Annotated in this window: 11 protein-coding genes and 1 riboswitch; of the genes, 2 read left to right on the top strand and 9 right to left on the bottom strand. The window is 70.3% G+C overall.

Annotation, left to right across the window (positions count from 1 at the left end):
* The gene (locus A176_RS29140) at window positions 1–792 is read right to left on the bottom strand and encodes a TIGR02266 family protein (RefSeq protein WP_420811419.1); all 792 of its coding nucleotides are present in this window, start codon (window positions 790–792) and stop codon (window positions 1–3) included.
* A 273-nt stretch (window positions 793–1,065) separates the two neighbouring features.
* Here A176_RS29140 and cglD point away from each other — a divergent pair, with 273 nt between their 5' ends.
* Window positions 1,066–4,458, top strand: a complete 3,393-nt coding sequence (cglD, locus tag A176_RS29135) for an adventurous gliding motility lipoprotein CglD (RefSeq protein WP_002635720.1) — start codon at window positions 1,066–1,068, stop codon at window positions 4,456–4,458.
* Between the two features lie 120 nt (window positions 4,459–4,578).
* Here the strand turns inward: cglD and A176_RS29130 are convergent, their stop codons facing one another.
* The 8 genes from A176_RS29130 to thrA all read right to left on the bottom strand — a co-directional run bounded on the left by A176_RS29130 (window position 4,579) and on the right by thrA (window position 14,910).
* Complete coding sequence (locus A176_RS29130; protein ID WP_002635721.1) at window positions 4,579–6,351, bottom strand: M14 family metallopeptidase; 1,773 nt, start codon at window positions 6,349–6,351, stop codon at window positions 4,579–4,581.
* Between the two features lie 31 nt (window positions 6,352–6,382).
* Entirely contained in the window at window positions 6,383–7,318 is a 936-nt protein-coding gene (locus A176_RS29125; protein WP_002635722.1) for an MBL fold metallo-hydrolase, read from the bottom strand.
* A gap of 95 nt (window positions 7,319–7,413) precedes the next feature.
* The gene (locus A176_RS29120; RefSeq protein ID WP_002635723.1) at window positions 7,414–8,247 is read right to left on the bottom strand and encodes a MetQ/NlpA family ABC transporter substrate-binding protein; all 834 of its coding nucleotides are present in this window, start codon (window positions 8,245–8,247) and stop codon (window positions 7,414–7,416) included.
* A gap of 47 nt (window positions 8,248–8,294) precedes the next feature.
* On the bottom strand, window positions 8,295–8,966 hold the full coding sequence (locus A176_RS29115) for a methionine ABC transporter permease (RefSeq protein WP_002635724.1): 672 nt from the start codon (window positions 8,964–8,966) through the stop codon (window positions 8,295–8,297).
* The gene (locus tag A176_RS29110; protein WP_002635725.1) at window positions 8,959–9,951 is read right to left on the bottom strand and encodes a methionine ABC transporter ATP-binding protein; all 993 of its coding nucleotides are present in this window, start codon (window positions 9,949–9,951) and stop codon (window positions 8,959–8,961) included. The genes A176_RS29115 and A176_RS29110 overlap by 8 nt, the downstream gene beginning before the upstream one ends.
* Window positions 9,952–10,218: 267 nt before the next feature.
* Window positions 10,219–11,349 carry a trans-sulfuration enzyme family protein gene (locus A176_RS29105; RefSeq protein ID WP_044889292.1) on the bottom strand — a complete coding sequence of 377 codons (1,131 nt, stop codon included), beginning with the start codon at window positions 11,347–11,349 and terminating at the stop codon, window positions 10,219–10,221.
* Window positions 11,288–12,388 (bottom strand): trans-sulfuration enzyme family protein, encoded by a 1,101-nt coding sequence (locus tag A176_RS29100; RefSeq protein ID WP_002635727.1) that lies wholly within the window; start codon window positions 12,386–12,388, stop codon window positions 11,288–11,290. Before A176_RS29100 ends, A176_RS29105 begins: the two co-directional genes overlap by 62 nt.
* Before the next feature lie 26 nt (window positions 12,389–12,414).
* A complete protein-coding gene (gene thrA, locus A176_RS29095) occupies window positions 12,415–14,910 on the bottom strand; it encodes a bifunctional aspartate kinase/homoserine dehydrogenase I (protein ID WP_044889293.1) in 2,496 nt (831 codons plus the stop codon).
* Window positions 14,911–15,209: 299 nt separating this feature from the next.
* Window positions 15,210–15,331: riboswitch (SAM-I-IV-variant riboswitch) on the bottom strand.
* 155 nt (window positions 15,332–15,486) lie between these two features.
* Here thrA and A176_RS29090 point away from each other — a divergent pair.
* The gene (locus A176_RS29090) at window positions 15,487–16,107 is read left to right on the top strand and encodes an RNA polymerase sigma factor (protein WP_002635730.1); all 621 of its coding nucleotides are present in this window, start codon (window positions 15,487–15,489) and stop codon (window positions 16,105–16,107) included.
* Window positions 16,108–16,263 lie beyond the last annotated feature (156 nt).

Genomic DNA, 16,263 nt, shown 5'->3' with positions numbered 1-16,263 from the left:
TCAGGCCAGGCCGCCCGCGAGGCTCGCCAGGTACGTGTCCAACGTCTGGGAGAACGTCACGTCGTCATTGAGGAACGCCAGGCCCACGCCGCCCGTGTACGGGTCATCCACCACGTGGACCACCACCGCGTCACCTTGCAGGCGATCGCCGTTGGGCAGCTTCACGTCCACGGTGACGACGCTGTCGGGCAGCGGCCGGTGCGCGGTGCGCACGAAGAGGCCGCCGTTGGAGATGTTGAGGGCATGCTCTCGCACGAAGTCCAGCTCGGTCCGGAACACCATCTCCAGCTTCACCGCGAAGCGACGTCCGCGCCGCTGCGGACTGTCAGACAGCCGGACAGGCACCTGGTGAGAGGGGCTGCTGGACGTGGGCGCGGGCACCTCGGCGGGCGCCGCGGGTGCGCTCGGCGGGGGCGCCGCCTTGGCGGTGCCAGGAGGTGTGGCGCCGCTCCCCGGTACCGCCGGGCGCTCGTTGCTCACCGGCAGGGTGGACAGGTGTTGTTGGAGCGCGCGGGCCGCGGCGGAGCGCTCTTCGCCTCGGTAGGTGGTGCCACCTCCGAAGGTCGACGCGCGAAAGGCGTCGCGCTCGGTTTTGGGCAGACGCCACAACTCCACGAAGGTTCCTCCGCTGCGCTTTGCCTCCTCGGCGAGCTTCTCCACGGCGGAGCGCGGGTAGCCGGGCGCTTCGACTTTCAATTCAATGCCCGCGTCCTCCGGACGCAGCGACACCACGAGTTGGAGTGACTGCGCGGAGGTGAGCACCTCGCCAATCCCTTCCACCCAAGCTGCCACGCGCTCCGGGGGAGCCGAGCCATTCCACAATGCCGCAAGACCGAAGACGGGCACGGGCGGGACGATAGCCGAGCGCCTCAAACCCGCGAACCCTGTTTGCCAACAGCCTGAGCGCAATCTCATCGCGACACTGGACTGGGAGCATCCAGACCCCGACTCAGAGTTGCCCCAGGGGGAGTAGGTGCTCGGAAAGTCCTGCATTGTTCTCTACAATGGAAGTCTGCTTCGACTCACCCCCCCCATTTGGAGTCGGAGTCATTGGAGTCAAAGACGATGCGCAACTCCTTGATGCGGTACTTCACCTGCGCGTTGCTGGCAGCGTCGTTGCTGACTGGCTGCGAAGGTGGGAGCAACCCTGACCCCAATCCACAACCGAACGAAGACGGTGGTGGTGGTGGTGGCGGTGGCGACGGCGGCACGGATGCCGGTCCTGGCGAAGAGGACGCGGGCATCATCCCCGACCCGGATCCGGATCCAGGCCGTGTGCCCACGGACATCGACGACCCGGACAATGCGACGAAGGACTCTGACTGCGACGGCCTGACGGACGCGGAGGAGTTCTCCACGGTGTACCCCGGCGGCCTGAAGACGGACCCCGGTCTGCGCGACACGGACGGCGACGGCATCCGTGACGGCGTGGAGCTGGGCCGCACGACCAGCGTCGACCCTCGCTGCAACTTCCCCGGTGACCAGGACCCGAGCACGCGCACCTCGCCGGTGCTGGCGGACACGGACGGCGACGGCATCCCGGACGGCCTGGAGGACCTCAACCGCAACGGCCGCAGGGACCCCGGTGAGACGGACCCGAACGCCATCGACTCGGACGGTGACGGCCTCGCGGACGGCGAGGAGGACGCCAACCGCAACGGCGTGGTGAGCCCCGGCGAGACGGACCCGCGCAAGCGCGACACGGACGGCGACGGTCTGGATGACGGCCTGGAGGTGCGCACGGGCACCGACCCGCTGAACCCGGACACGGACGGCGACACGTGCAGCGACGGTGACGAGGACGTCAACCGCAACGGCATCGTGGACGGCAACGAGACGGACCCGCGCGTGGCGGACTGCGCCGCGGCGGTGCTGGACTCGGACTTCGACGGCATCCCGGACCACATTGAGATCGCGACGGGTACGGACCCGAACAACCCGGACACGGATGGCGACGGCATCCCCGACGGCGTCGAGGACAAGAACCGCAACGGCCGCGTGGACTCCGGTGAGACGGACCCCCGCCTGACGGATACGGACTGTGACGGCCTGCAGGATGGCCCGGGCCGCAATGGCTTCCGCGGCGAGGACACCAACGGCAACGGCCGCGTGGACCCGGGCGAGACGGACCCGACCAACCCGGACACGGACGGCGACGGCCTGCTGGACGGCCTGGAGGTGGGCGTGACGACGGCGCAGGCGCCGCGTCAGGACTGCGGCTACCTGGGCGATGAGGACCCGACCACCACCACCAATCCCTTGAACCCGGACACGGACGGCGACGGCATCCAGGACGGCGCCGAGGACGCCAACCAGAACGGCCGCGTGGACGAGGGCGAGCTGAACCCGAACGACCCCAGCGACGGCGCGGCCAACACGCCGGCGGGCCAGGCGTGCCGCACGTCCAACCTGCGCACGGTGACGTTCAAGGAGGAGAACGGCGCGGACCTGCGGCTGGCGCTGCCGTCCACCTTCACGGACGCCAACCTGCGCACCATCCGCGACGGCAACACCGCGGCGGGCATCATCGGTTGGGACGCCACCAAGCAGGTGACGGTGATTGCGTACAAGCGGGGCCGCGTGGGCTCATCGTCGACGCCCACGGGCGACGAGGCGGGCATCCGCACCGCGTCGTTCAACTCCGCCACGCGTGACTTCCAGCAGACGTTCACCACCTGGGATGGCTACGCCGCGCTGTCGGCGCGTTATGCCCTGACTGGCAACGCCGACCTGAAGACGTACACCAACACGCTGGTTCGCTCGCTGGTGCCCGGGAGCACCGGGGAGCTGCCGGGCACGGCGGGCATCACCGGTCCGTTCACCATGCAGGCGCAGTACGTCCACCGCTCCGACCAGAGCGTGGTGGTGGTGCTCGCCATCACCCCCACGTCCCGTTACAACGAGGCGGGCAGCCTCTTCACGACGGCGGACACGGCGGGCGGCTCGGCGCTGGCGCAGTTCGGCGACACGGACGCGGTCCAGTGCGAGAAGTTCACCGTGCGTCGGGCGATGGTGGACTTCATCTTCGTGGTGGACGACAGCGGCTCCATGGCCTCGTCGCAGCAGTCGCTGGCCAACGCGGCCACGGCGGTGGCGGACAAGCTCGCCAACGCCACGCTGGACTGGCGCTTGTCGATGGTGACCACCACCTATACCTACGGCAGTGGGTCGAACTCGGGCCTGCTGCGTGGCTTCACGCAGAACATCAATCAGTTCCGCGCCTGGCTGTCGCAGAACAGCACGTGTAGTGGCGGCCAGTGCTCTGGCATCACCATTCCCCCGGGCTCCGAGCAGACGACGTGTTCCGCCAACGCCCAGTGCTGGGTGGGGCAGAGCGGCAACGGCACGGAGCGTCCGCTGCAGGCCGCTCGCGCCGTCATCAACCTCCTGGCCTCCGCCGGTGGCTCGCCGGAGACGCGCTTCCGCGCGGGCGCCAAGGTCGTGGTCGTCATCCTGACGGACACGCGGGACCAGTCCTCCGACACCGTCAACACGTATACCCAGTACTTCCTGGGCACGGGCAACCAGGTGGAGACGAACCGCAATCCGCTGAATCAGCCCATCGACGTGCACGGCATCCTCTGCCCGCATGAGAACGCCACGGCTGACACCAGCACCTGGTGCCAGAACCAGGAGGACCCCCGGAACCCGCGCCACCTGGACATCATCCAGGCCACCGGCGGTGTGTACGGCTCCATCCGTGACTCGGGGTCCATCACCACCACCATCAACGCCATCATCGACAGCGTCATCGCCTCGGTGGGTTACCGGACGCAGAAGCCGCCCATCGGCGCCTCGCTGAAGGTGGCCATGGACTCCGTGGCGAACGCGTCGCAGTGCCCCACGCCGGCGGACCTGCCGCGCAGCCGCACCCACGGCTTCGACGTGGACGGCATCAGCCGCGCGGTGTCGTTCTTCGGCGGTTGCCGTCCGCAGACGCCGGGCACCACCCAGGCGGCGCTGTCCTACCGCTACTGGACGGACCGCACGCCGAACCCGGATGGCATCCCCGCGCCTTGCGCGGCGGACCCGTACCATGACCCCAACGACCCGGACTTCTGCGAAGGCAAGCTGACGTGCAACCGCACCACGGACCGGTGCGAGTGCCCGTCGGATTGCGGCGGCGGCGGTGATCCGGGGCAGGTCTGCAACACGGACCCCGCGGTGTGCGCCTTCACCTGCGCGCCGGACTGCGGCGGCGCGTGTGGCACCTACGAGACGTGCAACACGGACACCTGCTCCTGCACGTGCCGCCAGTCGGCCTCCTGTGCTCCGGGCTACACGTTCAGCCAGGACGCCTGCGGCTGCGTGTGTGACACGGGCGCGCTGAGCTGCGGTGACCGGTACCAGCCGGACGCCAACGCCTGCGCCTGCGTGTGCAAGTCGGACTGCGGCGGCTGCGGTCCGAACGCGACCTGCAACCAGAGCACCTGCGCCTGCGAAGGCCGCATCGGCTGATGATGCGCCACGCTCCGGCCTTCGTGGATGAAGGGGGCCGGAGTCAGCGGGTTTGAATGAAAACGCCCCGGGGCCACATGGCTCCGGGGCGTCTTCATTTCAGGAGGTCGCGCTCCCTCGCTACGGCTTCGCGGCCTTCACCGCCGTCAGTCCCTCGGGCGCGGCCTGGATGCGCAGCACGGGGTAGACGCGGAGCTGCGTGTCACGGGCCGGGTGGCGCTCGTAGAAGAAGCGCAGGCGGGCGCGGGCGTCCTTGGCGAAGGCCGGGTCCTTCAGCTTCGCGTCCCACTCCGCCTTCACGGTGGCGTCCTTCGCGAGCAGCTCCCGCGCGAAGGGCTCCAGCACGTAGTCCTCGACGTACTCCTTCTGCTCGAAGTGGGCGTTGAAGAAGCCCCACGACAGCAGCGAGTCCGCGCCCTGGGGCTCCAGCAGGTGGGCCACCAGCTCCACGCCCTTCTGGGCCACGGGGATGTACAGCGTGCCCGCGGGCACGGCCTGCGTCTGCGGCTCCCACGTTCCCTTCACGTTGAGCGTCTGCCGGTTCTCCATGGACTGGGTGCTCCACTTCCAGTCGGTGGTGCGGAAGCGCTCCACCTGCGCGCTGGCCACGGGCCGGGTGACGCGCTGCGAGCGGAGGCCGTGCGCGGCGAGCTTCGCCTCCACCCAGGCGGCGTGCGCGGGGGGCACCAGGTAGCCGCCGGCGGGCAGCGTGGCGGTGAGCACGGGCTGAATCGTGTCGAAGTAGGGCACCTGCCAGATTTGGGGCTTCGTGTCGTCGTAACGAATCCAGGTCTGGCCGGAGAGGTCGGACGCGCCGCGCTCGTACGCATAGCCCCGGAAGTCGATGGTGCGGCGCTGCTCCGTGTTCTTCCACGCGAGCACCACCTCGCGCGTCTTGCCGGCCGCGGCCTCCGTGTCCGCCGCCTTCACCGCGGCGCGCAGCGTGGCGCCGTCGCGCGCCACCAACCGCAGCAGGCCCGCCACCACGTCGCGGGTGGCCTTCACGCGCTCCGCGTAGGGCTTCCAGGAGTGCGTCTCCACCAGCACGCCGAAGCGGCGGTGCGCGGCCCAGTAGGCATGGCTGAAGCGCGGCGGCGGCACGCCGTAGGCGAAGCCGGAGCTCGGGTCATCGTCCTCGATGAAGGACGGGTAGAAGGGCACCGGCAGGTGCTGCTGGGACTCCAGCTCGGTGAAGAGCTCCTCGCGCAGCTTCACGCCCAGCGCCCGCAGCGGTGCGGGGCCGGACTGCTGCGGCTCCAGGCCCACGGACACGTCGTGCTCGAACTTGGCGCCGTTGGTGGCGTGCAGGTCCGCGTAGACGAGCGGGTCCCACGCATGGAGGTACTTCAGCAGGGCCACCATCTCCGGGGCCTCGGCCTTGGCGTAGTCGCGGTTGAGGTTGAGGTTCTGCGCGGTGGCGCGCCAGCCCATCTCCTCGGGACCGTTCTGGTTGGGCCGGTGGTTGGGGCCGAAGCGCTCGTGTCCGTCCACGTTGAAGACGGGCACGAAGACGGCGGTGACGCGCTTGAGCACGCCGGGCTGCTCCTTGCCCGCGAGCAAATCGCGCAGCAGCCAGAAGCCCGCGTCCTTGCCGTCAATCTCGCCCGAGTGGATGCCGCCCTGGAAGAAGACGACGGGGCGCTGCTTCTTCGCCGCGGCGGCGGGGGTGAGCGTGCCATCCGCGCTGGCGACGAGCGCGAGCATCGGGCGCCCCTCCGGCGTGGTGCCGAGCGTGTCGCAGCGGACCTTCCCCGGATACGCCTTGGGGAAGGCGCGGCAGAGGGTTTCCACTTCCGGGTAGCGGCCCGTGCGCGTCCAACCACTCTGTTCGGAGACGGTGGTGAGCGGCGGTGCCTGATGCAGTGTCAGGGCGAGGAGGGTGGGCAGGAGCATGCCCCTCCCACAACATAGGCCCTGATGGGTTTCAACCGTGGCGCACGGTGCGTGTTCCACCTACTGGCAACACCTCGACCCGCTCCCGCGCCAGTCCGCGCCGGGTCCACTCCGCGTCCAGGCGGCGGGGCGGCTCGTCCAGGGGCTCGTCGGTCAGCTTGAAGGTGCCCCAGTGCATGGCGAAGAAGCGCGAGGCGCCCAGGTCCTCGAAGGCCTGCACGGCCTCCTCGGGGTTCATGTGCTGGCGGCTCATGAACCACGCCGGGTCATACGCGCCAATGGGCAGCAGCGCGGCGTCGATGCCCGGGTAGCGCTGGCCAATCTCCTTGAACCCCTCGAAGTAGGCGGTGTCCCCGGAGTGGAACACGCGAGCGCTGGAGCCTTCGATGATGAAGCCGCCCCAGAGCATCTCGTTGACGTCGTTGAGGCCCCGGCGGCTCCAGTGCTGCGAGGGCACGAAGTGCACCGTGACGTCGCCCACCTTCGTGGCCTGCCACCAGTCCAGCTCCGTGACGGACAGGCCCGAGCCCCGGAAGACGGGCAGGTGGCCCAGCCCGGTGACGATGGGCGCGCCGACCTTTTCGAGCGTGGGCAGGTCCAGGTGGTCGTAGTGATTGTGGGAGACGAGGCTCGCGGTGATGGGCGGCAGCTTCTCCACCGGGACACCGGGCGGGACGTTGCGCCGGATGACGCCGCTGATGGTGTCGCGCAGCACGGGGTCGATGAGCAGCGACACGCCGTCCAACTGGACGAGCCAGCTCGCATGCCCCAGCCAGGTCAGCCGGGCGCCCTCTCCCGCGGCGGGTGGGGTGGCGAGCACCGCGAGGTCGGGCTCCACGCGAGGCACGTCGGCGCGGGCGGGGGCCTTGCGCCGGCGCCCCGCGAGCTTGTCCGCCACGGCCCACTTGAAGACGCTGCTGAAGGGCTGCGGCCCGGTGCCATCGAGGTTCCTGAACCGCAAGGCCATGTGCTCGCTCCTTCGCTCGGCGGGGCAGGGCCCCTGCGTCCCGTGTGCCCAAGTCATGCTCGGGCACGACATGGAGCGCAAGGAAGACGTGCGCGTCAGAAGGCGGGCACCACCGCGCCGGCGTAGCGGGACTCGATGTGCTGGCGCACCTCCTCGGAGTGGAGCGCCTTGACCAGCGCCTGCACCTCGGGACGGGCCTCGTCGCCCCGCCGCACGGCGAGCACGTTGGCGTAGGGATTCTGCTTCGCGGACTCGCGGGCCAGCACCTTCGCGTCCAGCCGGAGGTGCTTCTGGGCCTCCAGGAAGTAGTTGCCGTTGATGACGGCGGCGGCGACGTCCTCCAGGGTGCGCGGCTGCTGCTCCGCATCAATCTCGCGCAGGTCGAGCTTGCGCGGGTTGCCCACCACGTCCTTCACCGTGGCCGTGGCACCAGCCCCGTCGCTCAGGCGCAGCAGGCCCTGGGCCTCGAGCAGCCGGAGCGCCCGCGCCAGGTTGCTGGGGTCCGCGGGCAGCGTCACCTGCGAGCCTTCGGGCAGCTCCGCGAGCTGGCTGAACTTCGTGGAGTAGAGCGCCAGCGGCTCCAGGTGCACGGCCCCCGCGCTGGTCAGCGCGAGCTTCCGGTCGCCCGCGAAGCGCTCCAGGTAGGGCACGTGCTGGAAGTAGTTGGCGTCGAGGTCTCCCTCCGCGAGCGCGATGTTCGGCTGGATGTAGTCGGTGAACTCCACCACCTCCACGCGCACGCCGTCGCGCAGCGCCACGGCGGCCGCGGCGCGGAGAATGTCGCCGTGCGGCACCGGATTGACGCCGACCTTCAAGGCGCGGGTTTTCGAGGACTCGCCCGAAGACGCCTCCTGCTTCTGGCAGGCCGCGAGCAGCACGCTCACGGCCAGCAGCAGCGGGGTGAGCAGGGAACGAGAAGGGGACTTCATGACGGGGGACTCCAAGGACTTCGGGAAGGAAGCGGGTGAAAGACGTTTCAGCGAGAGGTCCGCGCGCCAGCGGGCTCGAAGCGGGAGGCCAGCACGTCACCGAACCACTGGACGAACTGCACCAGCACCAGCAGCACGGCGAGGCAGCCCACCATGACGTCGGTGCGGAAGCGCATGTAGCCGTACTTCACCGCGAGGTCGCCCAGGCCGCCGCCGCCCACCGCGCCGGCCATGGCGCTGTAGCCCAGAAGGCTGATGACCATGATCGCCGTGCCGCGCACGAGCGACGGCAGCGCCTCCGGGATGAGCACCTGGAAGATGACGCGGCGGTGGGTGGAGCCCATGGCGATGGCGGCCTCCACCAGGCCGTGCTCCACCTCGCGCAGGCTCTGCTCGACGATGCGGCCCATGAAGGGAATGGCCGCGACCACCAGCGGGACAATGGCGGCGGTGGTGCCAATGGTGGTGCCCACCAGCAAGCGGGTGAGCGGGACGATGGCCACCATCAAGATGATGAACGGGATGGAGCGGCCCACGTTGACGAGCGCGCCCAGCACCCGGTTCAACGCGGGACGTTCCCACAGCCCGCCCCGGTCGGTGATGACCAGCAGCACGCCCAGGGGAACGCCCGCGAGGAGGACGAGCAGCGCGGCCACGGACGTCATGTAGAGCGTCTCCGCGGTGGCCACGCCGAGCATGCGCGGAAGCTGGCTATCCATGGGGAACCTCCTCGGGCGTCAGGCCCTGCTCACGCAGATAGGTGAGGGCCTGGCTCACGGCGTCGGCGGTGCCCTGGAGGTCGAAGAGCAGCCGGCCCACGCGAATGGCGCCCACGCGTTCCACGGCGCCCTCCACCAGCAGGGCATCCACGTCGAACTGGCGCGCCAGGGTGGAGAGCAGGGGCCGCCGCGCGTTCTCACCCGCCACCGTCAACGCCACGCGCCGGCCGGTGGGCGCCTCCGTCCCCGTGGAGAAAGGCGGGAAGCACAGCTCATGGAGCCTCGTGCCGGGACGGGCGAGCAGCTCCGTCACCTTGCCTTGCTCCACCAGCCGTCCTCGCTCCAGCACCGATGCCGAGTCGCAGATGGCCTTCACCACGTCCATCTGGTGCGTGATGAGCAGCAGCGTCACGCCGAGCCGGCGGTTGATGTCGCGCAGCAGCTCCAACACCGAGCGCGCCGTCTCCGGGTCCAGCGCGGACGTGGCCTCGTCGGAGAGCAGGACGCGGGGACGGGGCGCCAGCGCCCGCGCGATGCCCACCCGCTGCTTCTGTCCTCCGGAGAGTTGCGCGGGATAGGCCAGCGCCTTGTCGGACAGCCCCACCAGGGAGAGCAGCTCCTCCACGCGCTCGCGCACCTGGGCGCGTGGGACGCCCGCGACCTCCAGGGGATAGGCGACGTTCGCGGCCACCGTCTTCGAGGGGAAGAGGTTGAAGTGCTGGAAGATCATCCCGATGCTCTGGCGCGCCTTGCGCAGCGCCTCGGGGCTCAGGGCCAGCAGGTCCTGACCATCGACGTGGACCGTGCCCTGGCTCGGCCGCTCCAGGAGGTTCGCGCAGCGGATGAGCGTGGACTTGCCCGCGCCACTCTGTCCCAGCACCCCGTGGACTTCGCCCGCCTCGACCCGGAGGGACACGTTCCTCAGCGCGGCGACCTCGCGCCCGCCCGATGTGTAGACCTTGCTGACCCCGCGAAAGGCAATCACGTGCACTGCTCCTGGGAAACCGCGTCGGGTGAGAGGGGGACCGCGCGCGAGTGCACGCGGTGGGCGGCCCGGTCCTGGACGCGCCAGGGGAAGGCCGGTCCAGGGGAACATCGGTTCGTGGGGTGAGGGAGGCTCAGCGCGCGCGAACGGACGGACCCGTGGAAGCATGACAACACATGCCTCCGAAACAGGGTCCGAACATGGCGCAACCAGTGAGCATCGGCGCAGACAGGTAATGGAGCTGACGCGGCCTGTCAACCTGACGGCCTAGGCCGCCACGCGCAGGGCCTTCGCGAACGCTTGGGCGAGGTCCTCTTGCAGGTCTTCCAGCTCCTCCAGTCCCACGGAGAAACGGATGAGCCCATCCGTGATGCCTCGGCGCTGCCGCTCCGGCGCGGGGACGGCGGCATGCGAGTGCCGCGCGGGGACTGTGACGATGCTCTCCACCGCGCCCAGTGACACGCCCAGCAGCGGAAGCTGGAGCGACTCCACGAAGGGCGCCGCCAGCGTGTCGCGGGCCAGCCGGAACGACACCACCGCGCCGGTGTCCGGATAGAAGACCTGCTCCACCTCCGGCCTGCTGGCGAGCCACTTCGCCAACGCCTTCGCCGTTTGCACCTGCCGCTCCAGCCGAACCTGCAAGGTCTTGATGCCCCGCTGGAGGAGGAAGCAGTCCTGGGGGCCCAGCACCGCGCCCACCGCGTTCTGCAGGAAGCCGAGCTCCTGCGCGAGCGCGGGCGTCCGCACCGCTACCGTCCCGGCGATGACGTCGCTGTGGCCGCCCAGGTACTTGGTGGCGGAGTGAATCACGACGTCGGCGCCCTCGGTCAGCGGGCGCGACAGGCACGGGGACAGGAAGGTGTTGTCCACGATGAGCAGCGCCCCGTGTTCCTTCGCGATGCGGGCCACCGCGGGGATGTCGGTGCGCTTGAGGAAGGGGTTGCTCACGCTCTCCACGAAGAGCGCCTTCGTGTTGGGGCGCAGGGCCGCGCGCACCGCGTCCGGGTTGCTGGTGTCCACGAAGGTGGCCTGCAGTCCGAAGCGGCTGAAGACGCGGGTGAGCACCCGGTAGGTGCCGCCGTAACAGTCATCGGTGACGACGAGGTGGTCGCCCGCGCTGAAGAGCATCAGGACGTTGGACACCGCGGCCATGCCGGAGCTGAAGGCAAAGGCCGCGGCGCCCTCGTCCAGCGCGGCGAGCACGCCCTCCAGCGCCTTGCGCGTGGGGTTGCCGGAGCGCGCGTAGTCGAACTCGCCGGGCGTCTCCAGGCCCGGCTGGTCGAACATGGACACCTGGTAGATGGGGACGGCGGCGGCGCCCGTCGCGGGGTCCTGCTCATGCCCCGTGTGCAGCAGACGGGTCGCGAAGCGCGTGGGCCAGGTCGGCGATGATGTCATGGGAGTCCTCGATTCCTACGGAGAGCCGGAGCAGCCGGTCGGAGATGCCCAGCGCTTCCCTGCGCTCGGCGGGGATGTCGGCGTGGGTCTGGGTGGTGGGGTAGGTGATGAGCGTCTCCACGCCGCCGAGCGACTCGGCGAAGAGACACAACTGCACGGACGCGAGCACCTGGGGCACCAGGGCCGCTTGCGTGACGGTGAAGGACAGCATGCCGCCCAGGCCGGGATAGAAGACGCGCTCCACGGCGGGATGGGCGCGCAGCCACGCGGCCACCTCGCGCGCGTTGGACTGGTGCCGCTCCATGCGCAGGGCCAGCGTCTTCAGGCCGCGAATCACGAGGAACGCGTCCTGCGGACCCAGAATCGCGCCGATGCCGTTCTGGATGAACGCGAGCTTCTCGCCCAGCGCGGCGTCCTTGGCCACGAGCGCGCCCGCGACGACGTCGTTGTGCCCGGACAGGTACTTCGTCGCGCTGTGCACGACGATGTCCGCGCCCAGCTCCAGCGGGCGTTGCAGCCACGGCGTGAGGAAGGTGTTGTCGACGATGAGCAGCGCCCCGGCCTTGCGCGCGATGTCCGCCAGCACGGCGATGTCCGCCGTGCGCATCATCGGGTTCGTCGGCGTCTCCACGACGATGGCGCGGGTGTTGGGGCGCAGCGCGTCCCGCACGGCGCTGGGACGCGAGGTGTCCACGAAGGTGCAGGGCACGTGGAGGAGGCGGTCCACCAGCCGGTATGTGCCGCCGTAGAGGTCCTCGGTGAGCAGGACGTGGTCCTGTGGGCCGAAGAGCTGGAGCGCGCAGTGCAGCGCGGCCATGCCGGAGCTGAAGGCGAGGCCACGGCTGCCGCCCTCCAGCCGCGCCAGCGCGTCCTCGAGCGCGGAGCGGGTGGGGTTCTTCGTGCGCGAATAGTCATAGCCCGTGGACTGCCCGAGCGCGGGGTGCTGGAAGGTGGCGGACTGGTAGATGGGGACGGAGACGGCGCCGGTGGCGGCATCGCGGCGCACGCCGGCATGGACGAGGGCGGTGGCGAGTTTCATGGAAGGGCTCCTTCGAAGGCGCGCGCTCAGCGGCCCCGCAGCGTCTGGGAGATGCGGAGGATGTCGGCCAGCACACCGGAGGCGGTGACGGCGCCGCCCGCGCCCGCGCCGCGGACGGTGAGCGGGAAGTCGCTGTGGCGGGTGGTGGTGAAAGACACGAAGGACTCGGAGCCGCGGAGGTGCGCGGCGGGGTGGCCCGCTTCGATGTTCACGGTGCCCACGCGGATGACGGGACTGCCGGTGCCCGCCTTCGACGGGTCGATGCGGGCCAGGTAGCGCGGCACGGTGCCGCTTTGCCGGCAGCGGGCCACGCGCTCCTCGAAGGCCGCGTCCTGCTGCGCCAGTTCCTGGAAGAACGCGTCCACGGAAGTTCCCTCCCGCGTGGTGACGAAGGGCTCCAACGCCACGTCGGCCAGCGAGAGCGGCAGGCCCAGCTCCCGCGCCAGGATGAGCGCCTTGCGCGCGACGTCCGTGCCGCTCAGGTCCTCGCGCGGGTCGGGCTCCGTGTAGCCCCGCTCGCGAGCGGCGCGGACGGCCCGGGACAGCGGCACGCCCGCCGTCAGCTCGTTGCAGATGAAGCCCAGGCTGCCGGACAGCGACGCGGTGATGAGGTGGACCGTGTCCCCCGTGCGCACGAGGTTCGCCAGCGTGTCGATGACGGGCAGGCTGGAGGCCACCGTCGTCTCGTAGTGGTACGCGACGTGGTTTCTCCGCGCCGTGGCCAGCAGCGCCTCGCGCGCCTCCCACGGGAGCGCCAGCGGCTTCTTGTTCGCCGCCACCACGTGGATGCCGCGCTGGAAGGCCTCCGTGTAGAGCGTCTCCAGCCCGCCTGCGGCGGTGCAGTCCACCAGGATGGGCACGGGCAGTCGCCGCAGCGCCTCCAGCAGCGGCACCAGGGAGCGCGTCTCCGGCGCCTCGGGCGTCTCGCGCGACAGCCGCGCCTCCAGCCCCTCCAGCGACAACCCCGAGGCCTCGAAGAGGGCACGCTTGCTGTCAGCGATGCCCACGACGCGCAGCGCGATGCCGTGCTTGTCCCGGAGCAGCGCCTGTTGCGCCCGAAGCTGCGCCAGGAGCTGCCCGCCCACCGTGCCGTGGCCGAGGACGAAGAGGCTCACCTGCTGATGGGCCAGGTTGAAGGCCGCGTGCGTGGTGCGCGCCGCGATGGCGGTGTCCGCCGCGTCGACGACACACGACAGCGAGCGCGAGCTGGCTCCCTGGGCGCTGGCGCGCACATTGACGCCCACCGCGCCCAGGGCGCTGAAGAAGCGTCCGGCCACGTTGACGCCATGGCCCATCGTCTCGGCGACCAGCGTCAGCAGCGTCACCGGCTGGCGCACCTCCAGCGGCTCCACCTCGCGGCGGGACAGCTCCTGGGCCAGCTCCGCGGCGAGCACGGTCCGCGCGTGCTCCGCGTCGGCGCGGGGGACGACGACGGCCAGGGATTGGCCATTGGCGGACTGCGCGGTCATCCACACCGTCACGTTCGCCTGGCGCAGCGCGGCCAGCACCCGCTCGCCGAGCTGGAACTGGTCCGACAGCTTGCGCACCTCGATGCCGAGCAGCGCCAGGTCCTCGCGCGTCGCGATGCACGCGGGGCGCTGGCCGTCTCGTGAACCGATGGCGTCGATGAGCGTGCCCGGGTGCTCCGGCTCCATGGTGTTGCGGATGCGCAGGGAGATGCCGGACTCGATGAGGGGAATCATCGTGCGCGGGTGCAGCATGCGCGCGCCCACCGCGGCCAGCTCCAGGCCCTCGCCGTGGGTGAGGTGCGCCACGGGGTACGCGTCCGTGACGAGGTCCGGGTCCGCCGTGTGCAGCCCGAGCACGTCCGTCCACACCGTGACTTCCGTCGCGCCCAGGCCCTGGGCCACCAGCGCGGCGGTGTAGTCGGAGCCATTGCGGCCCAGCGTGGTGGTGCGGCCGTCCGGCGTCGCGGCGATGAAGCCGGGGATGACGGGCACCTCGCCGCCCCATGTCTCCGCCGCGGCTTGCAGCCGCTCCCGCGTGCGCACCAGGTCCACCCGCGCCGCGCCAAAGCGCTCATCCGTCACGAGCAGTTGCCGCGCATCGCGGAACGCCGCGGCGGTGCCGTGGGCCGTGAGCAGCTCCGCGAGCAGCGTCGCGGAGACGACCTCTCCAAAGGACAGCACCCGGTCTCGCGTGGGGGCCGAGCACTCCCGCGTGAGGGAGATGCCCTGGAGCAGTTGCCGCAGCGGAGAGAGGAGCGCATCGACACGCTCCGCCAGCACGGTGGCCCGCGCGGGCGCGAGCGCCGCGACGTTGGCCTTCGCCAGGTCCGCGATGCGCGTGGCCACGGTGAGCGAGCCCTCCAGGTCTCCCTCCGTGGCGAGCCGGGCCGCGTCCAGCAGCCAGTCGGTGGTGTCGCCCATCGCGGAGACGACCACCGCCAGGGGGCCGCGCTTCGCGTGTTGTCCAATCAGCTCGACGACCTGGCGAAGCCGCGCGGGCGCACCCACGGACGAACCGCCGAACTTCATCACCTGCAAAGACGTGCTGCTCATGGAGAACCTCGAACTCGAACGGGCCGCGTGGCCCCGCGTCGCAAGCGAAGGGCAGACATGGCACCGCGCCCCGGACACACGCCGGCTGGACGCGGCGCTCACGCGCCCACGGCAAGAAGGAAGAAGGTGCTGGGAAGGGAGCCCTGGCGGGCTAGTGCATGCCGCCGGGCCGACGCATTCGATGCGCGACGAGGACGTGGTGGTTCATGCGCGACGCGTGAGCGGTAACGGACGGTGCGGAGCAGGTGGATGGAACCACGGAGGTCCTCTCTCACCGAGCGCTGGAGGAGTCCTCCGGCCTCGGACACTTGGATTGCTCGTGGAGCCCCTGCTCCCCGAGCCGCATCGTTTGGACACCTTGGAGGTCCGTCTCCAGGTTGTCGGGCCACCGCGCGAGGCGGGACCGCTCTTGATGCTGCGGACGAAATAAACGTGGATCCGGGTGTCTGTCAATGCCTCACGTGGTTTCACTTCCGTCACGGCAGCTTCCATTCACGTCAGGATTTGATGGGAATGCCCGGTGCCCAGGGCGCTCGCCGGTGTCAACGCGTTGAAAACACGCGCGGAGATGGGCAGATGACGCAGGGGAAGGAGCACGACGTGACGCGGACCGAGGACCTGAGCGACGAGGTGGTGCGTGCGTTGGTGGACAACCACCGCCAGTTCCTCGGCTTCCTGGAGCGGCGCGTGGGCAGCCGCGCCATCGCCGAGGAGCTCCTCCAGACGGCCTTCGTGAAGACGTTGGAGAAGGGCGGGGCGCTGCGGGATGGCGAGGGCGCGGTGACGTGGTTCTACCGCCTGCTGCGCAACGCGCTCGTGGACCATTACCGCCGGAGCGCGGCGGAGGGGCGCGCGTTGGAGCGCGAGGCGCGTGAAGTGGAGGAGACCTCCGTGGACGCGGAGTTGAAGCAGGCCGTCTGCGCCTGCGTGGGCGAGCTGCTCCCCACGCTGAAGCCGGAGTACGCGGACATCCTCCGGCAGGTGGACCTGGAGGAGCGAGGCGTTCCGGAGGTGGCGCGCGAGGCGGGCATCACCGCGAACAACGCGGGCGTGCGGCTGCACCGGGCGCGTCAGGCGCTCAAGAAGCAGCTCGAACGAAGCTGCGGCACCTGCGCTTCGCACGGGTGCCTGGACTGCACGTGCAAGCCAGCCGGCCAGGGAGGCGGGAACTCCGTGGGCTGCCCGCCCGGGGCCTGAAAGCGCTTGCACCCGAAGCGGCGCCCTCGTTAACTCACGCGCAGGTGCCGAGGGGCGCCTGCCCGAAAAGACGACGTCACCCTCGCAGTTCCCGGCAGCTCGACAGTTCTCGATGAGTTCCTTCCACGGCCCACAATCGGGTGAGGGCCGGCGCCA

The organism is Myxococcus hansupus (assembly GCF_000280925.3).
GTDB lineage: Bacteria > Myxococcota > Myxococcia > Myxococcales > Myxococcaceae > Myxococcus > Myxococcus hansupus.
Note: the sequence above shows the minus strand (reverse complement) of the source record. Positions and strands in the feature narration are given on the sequence as shown.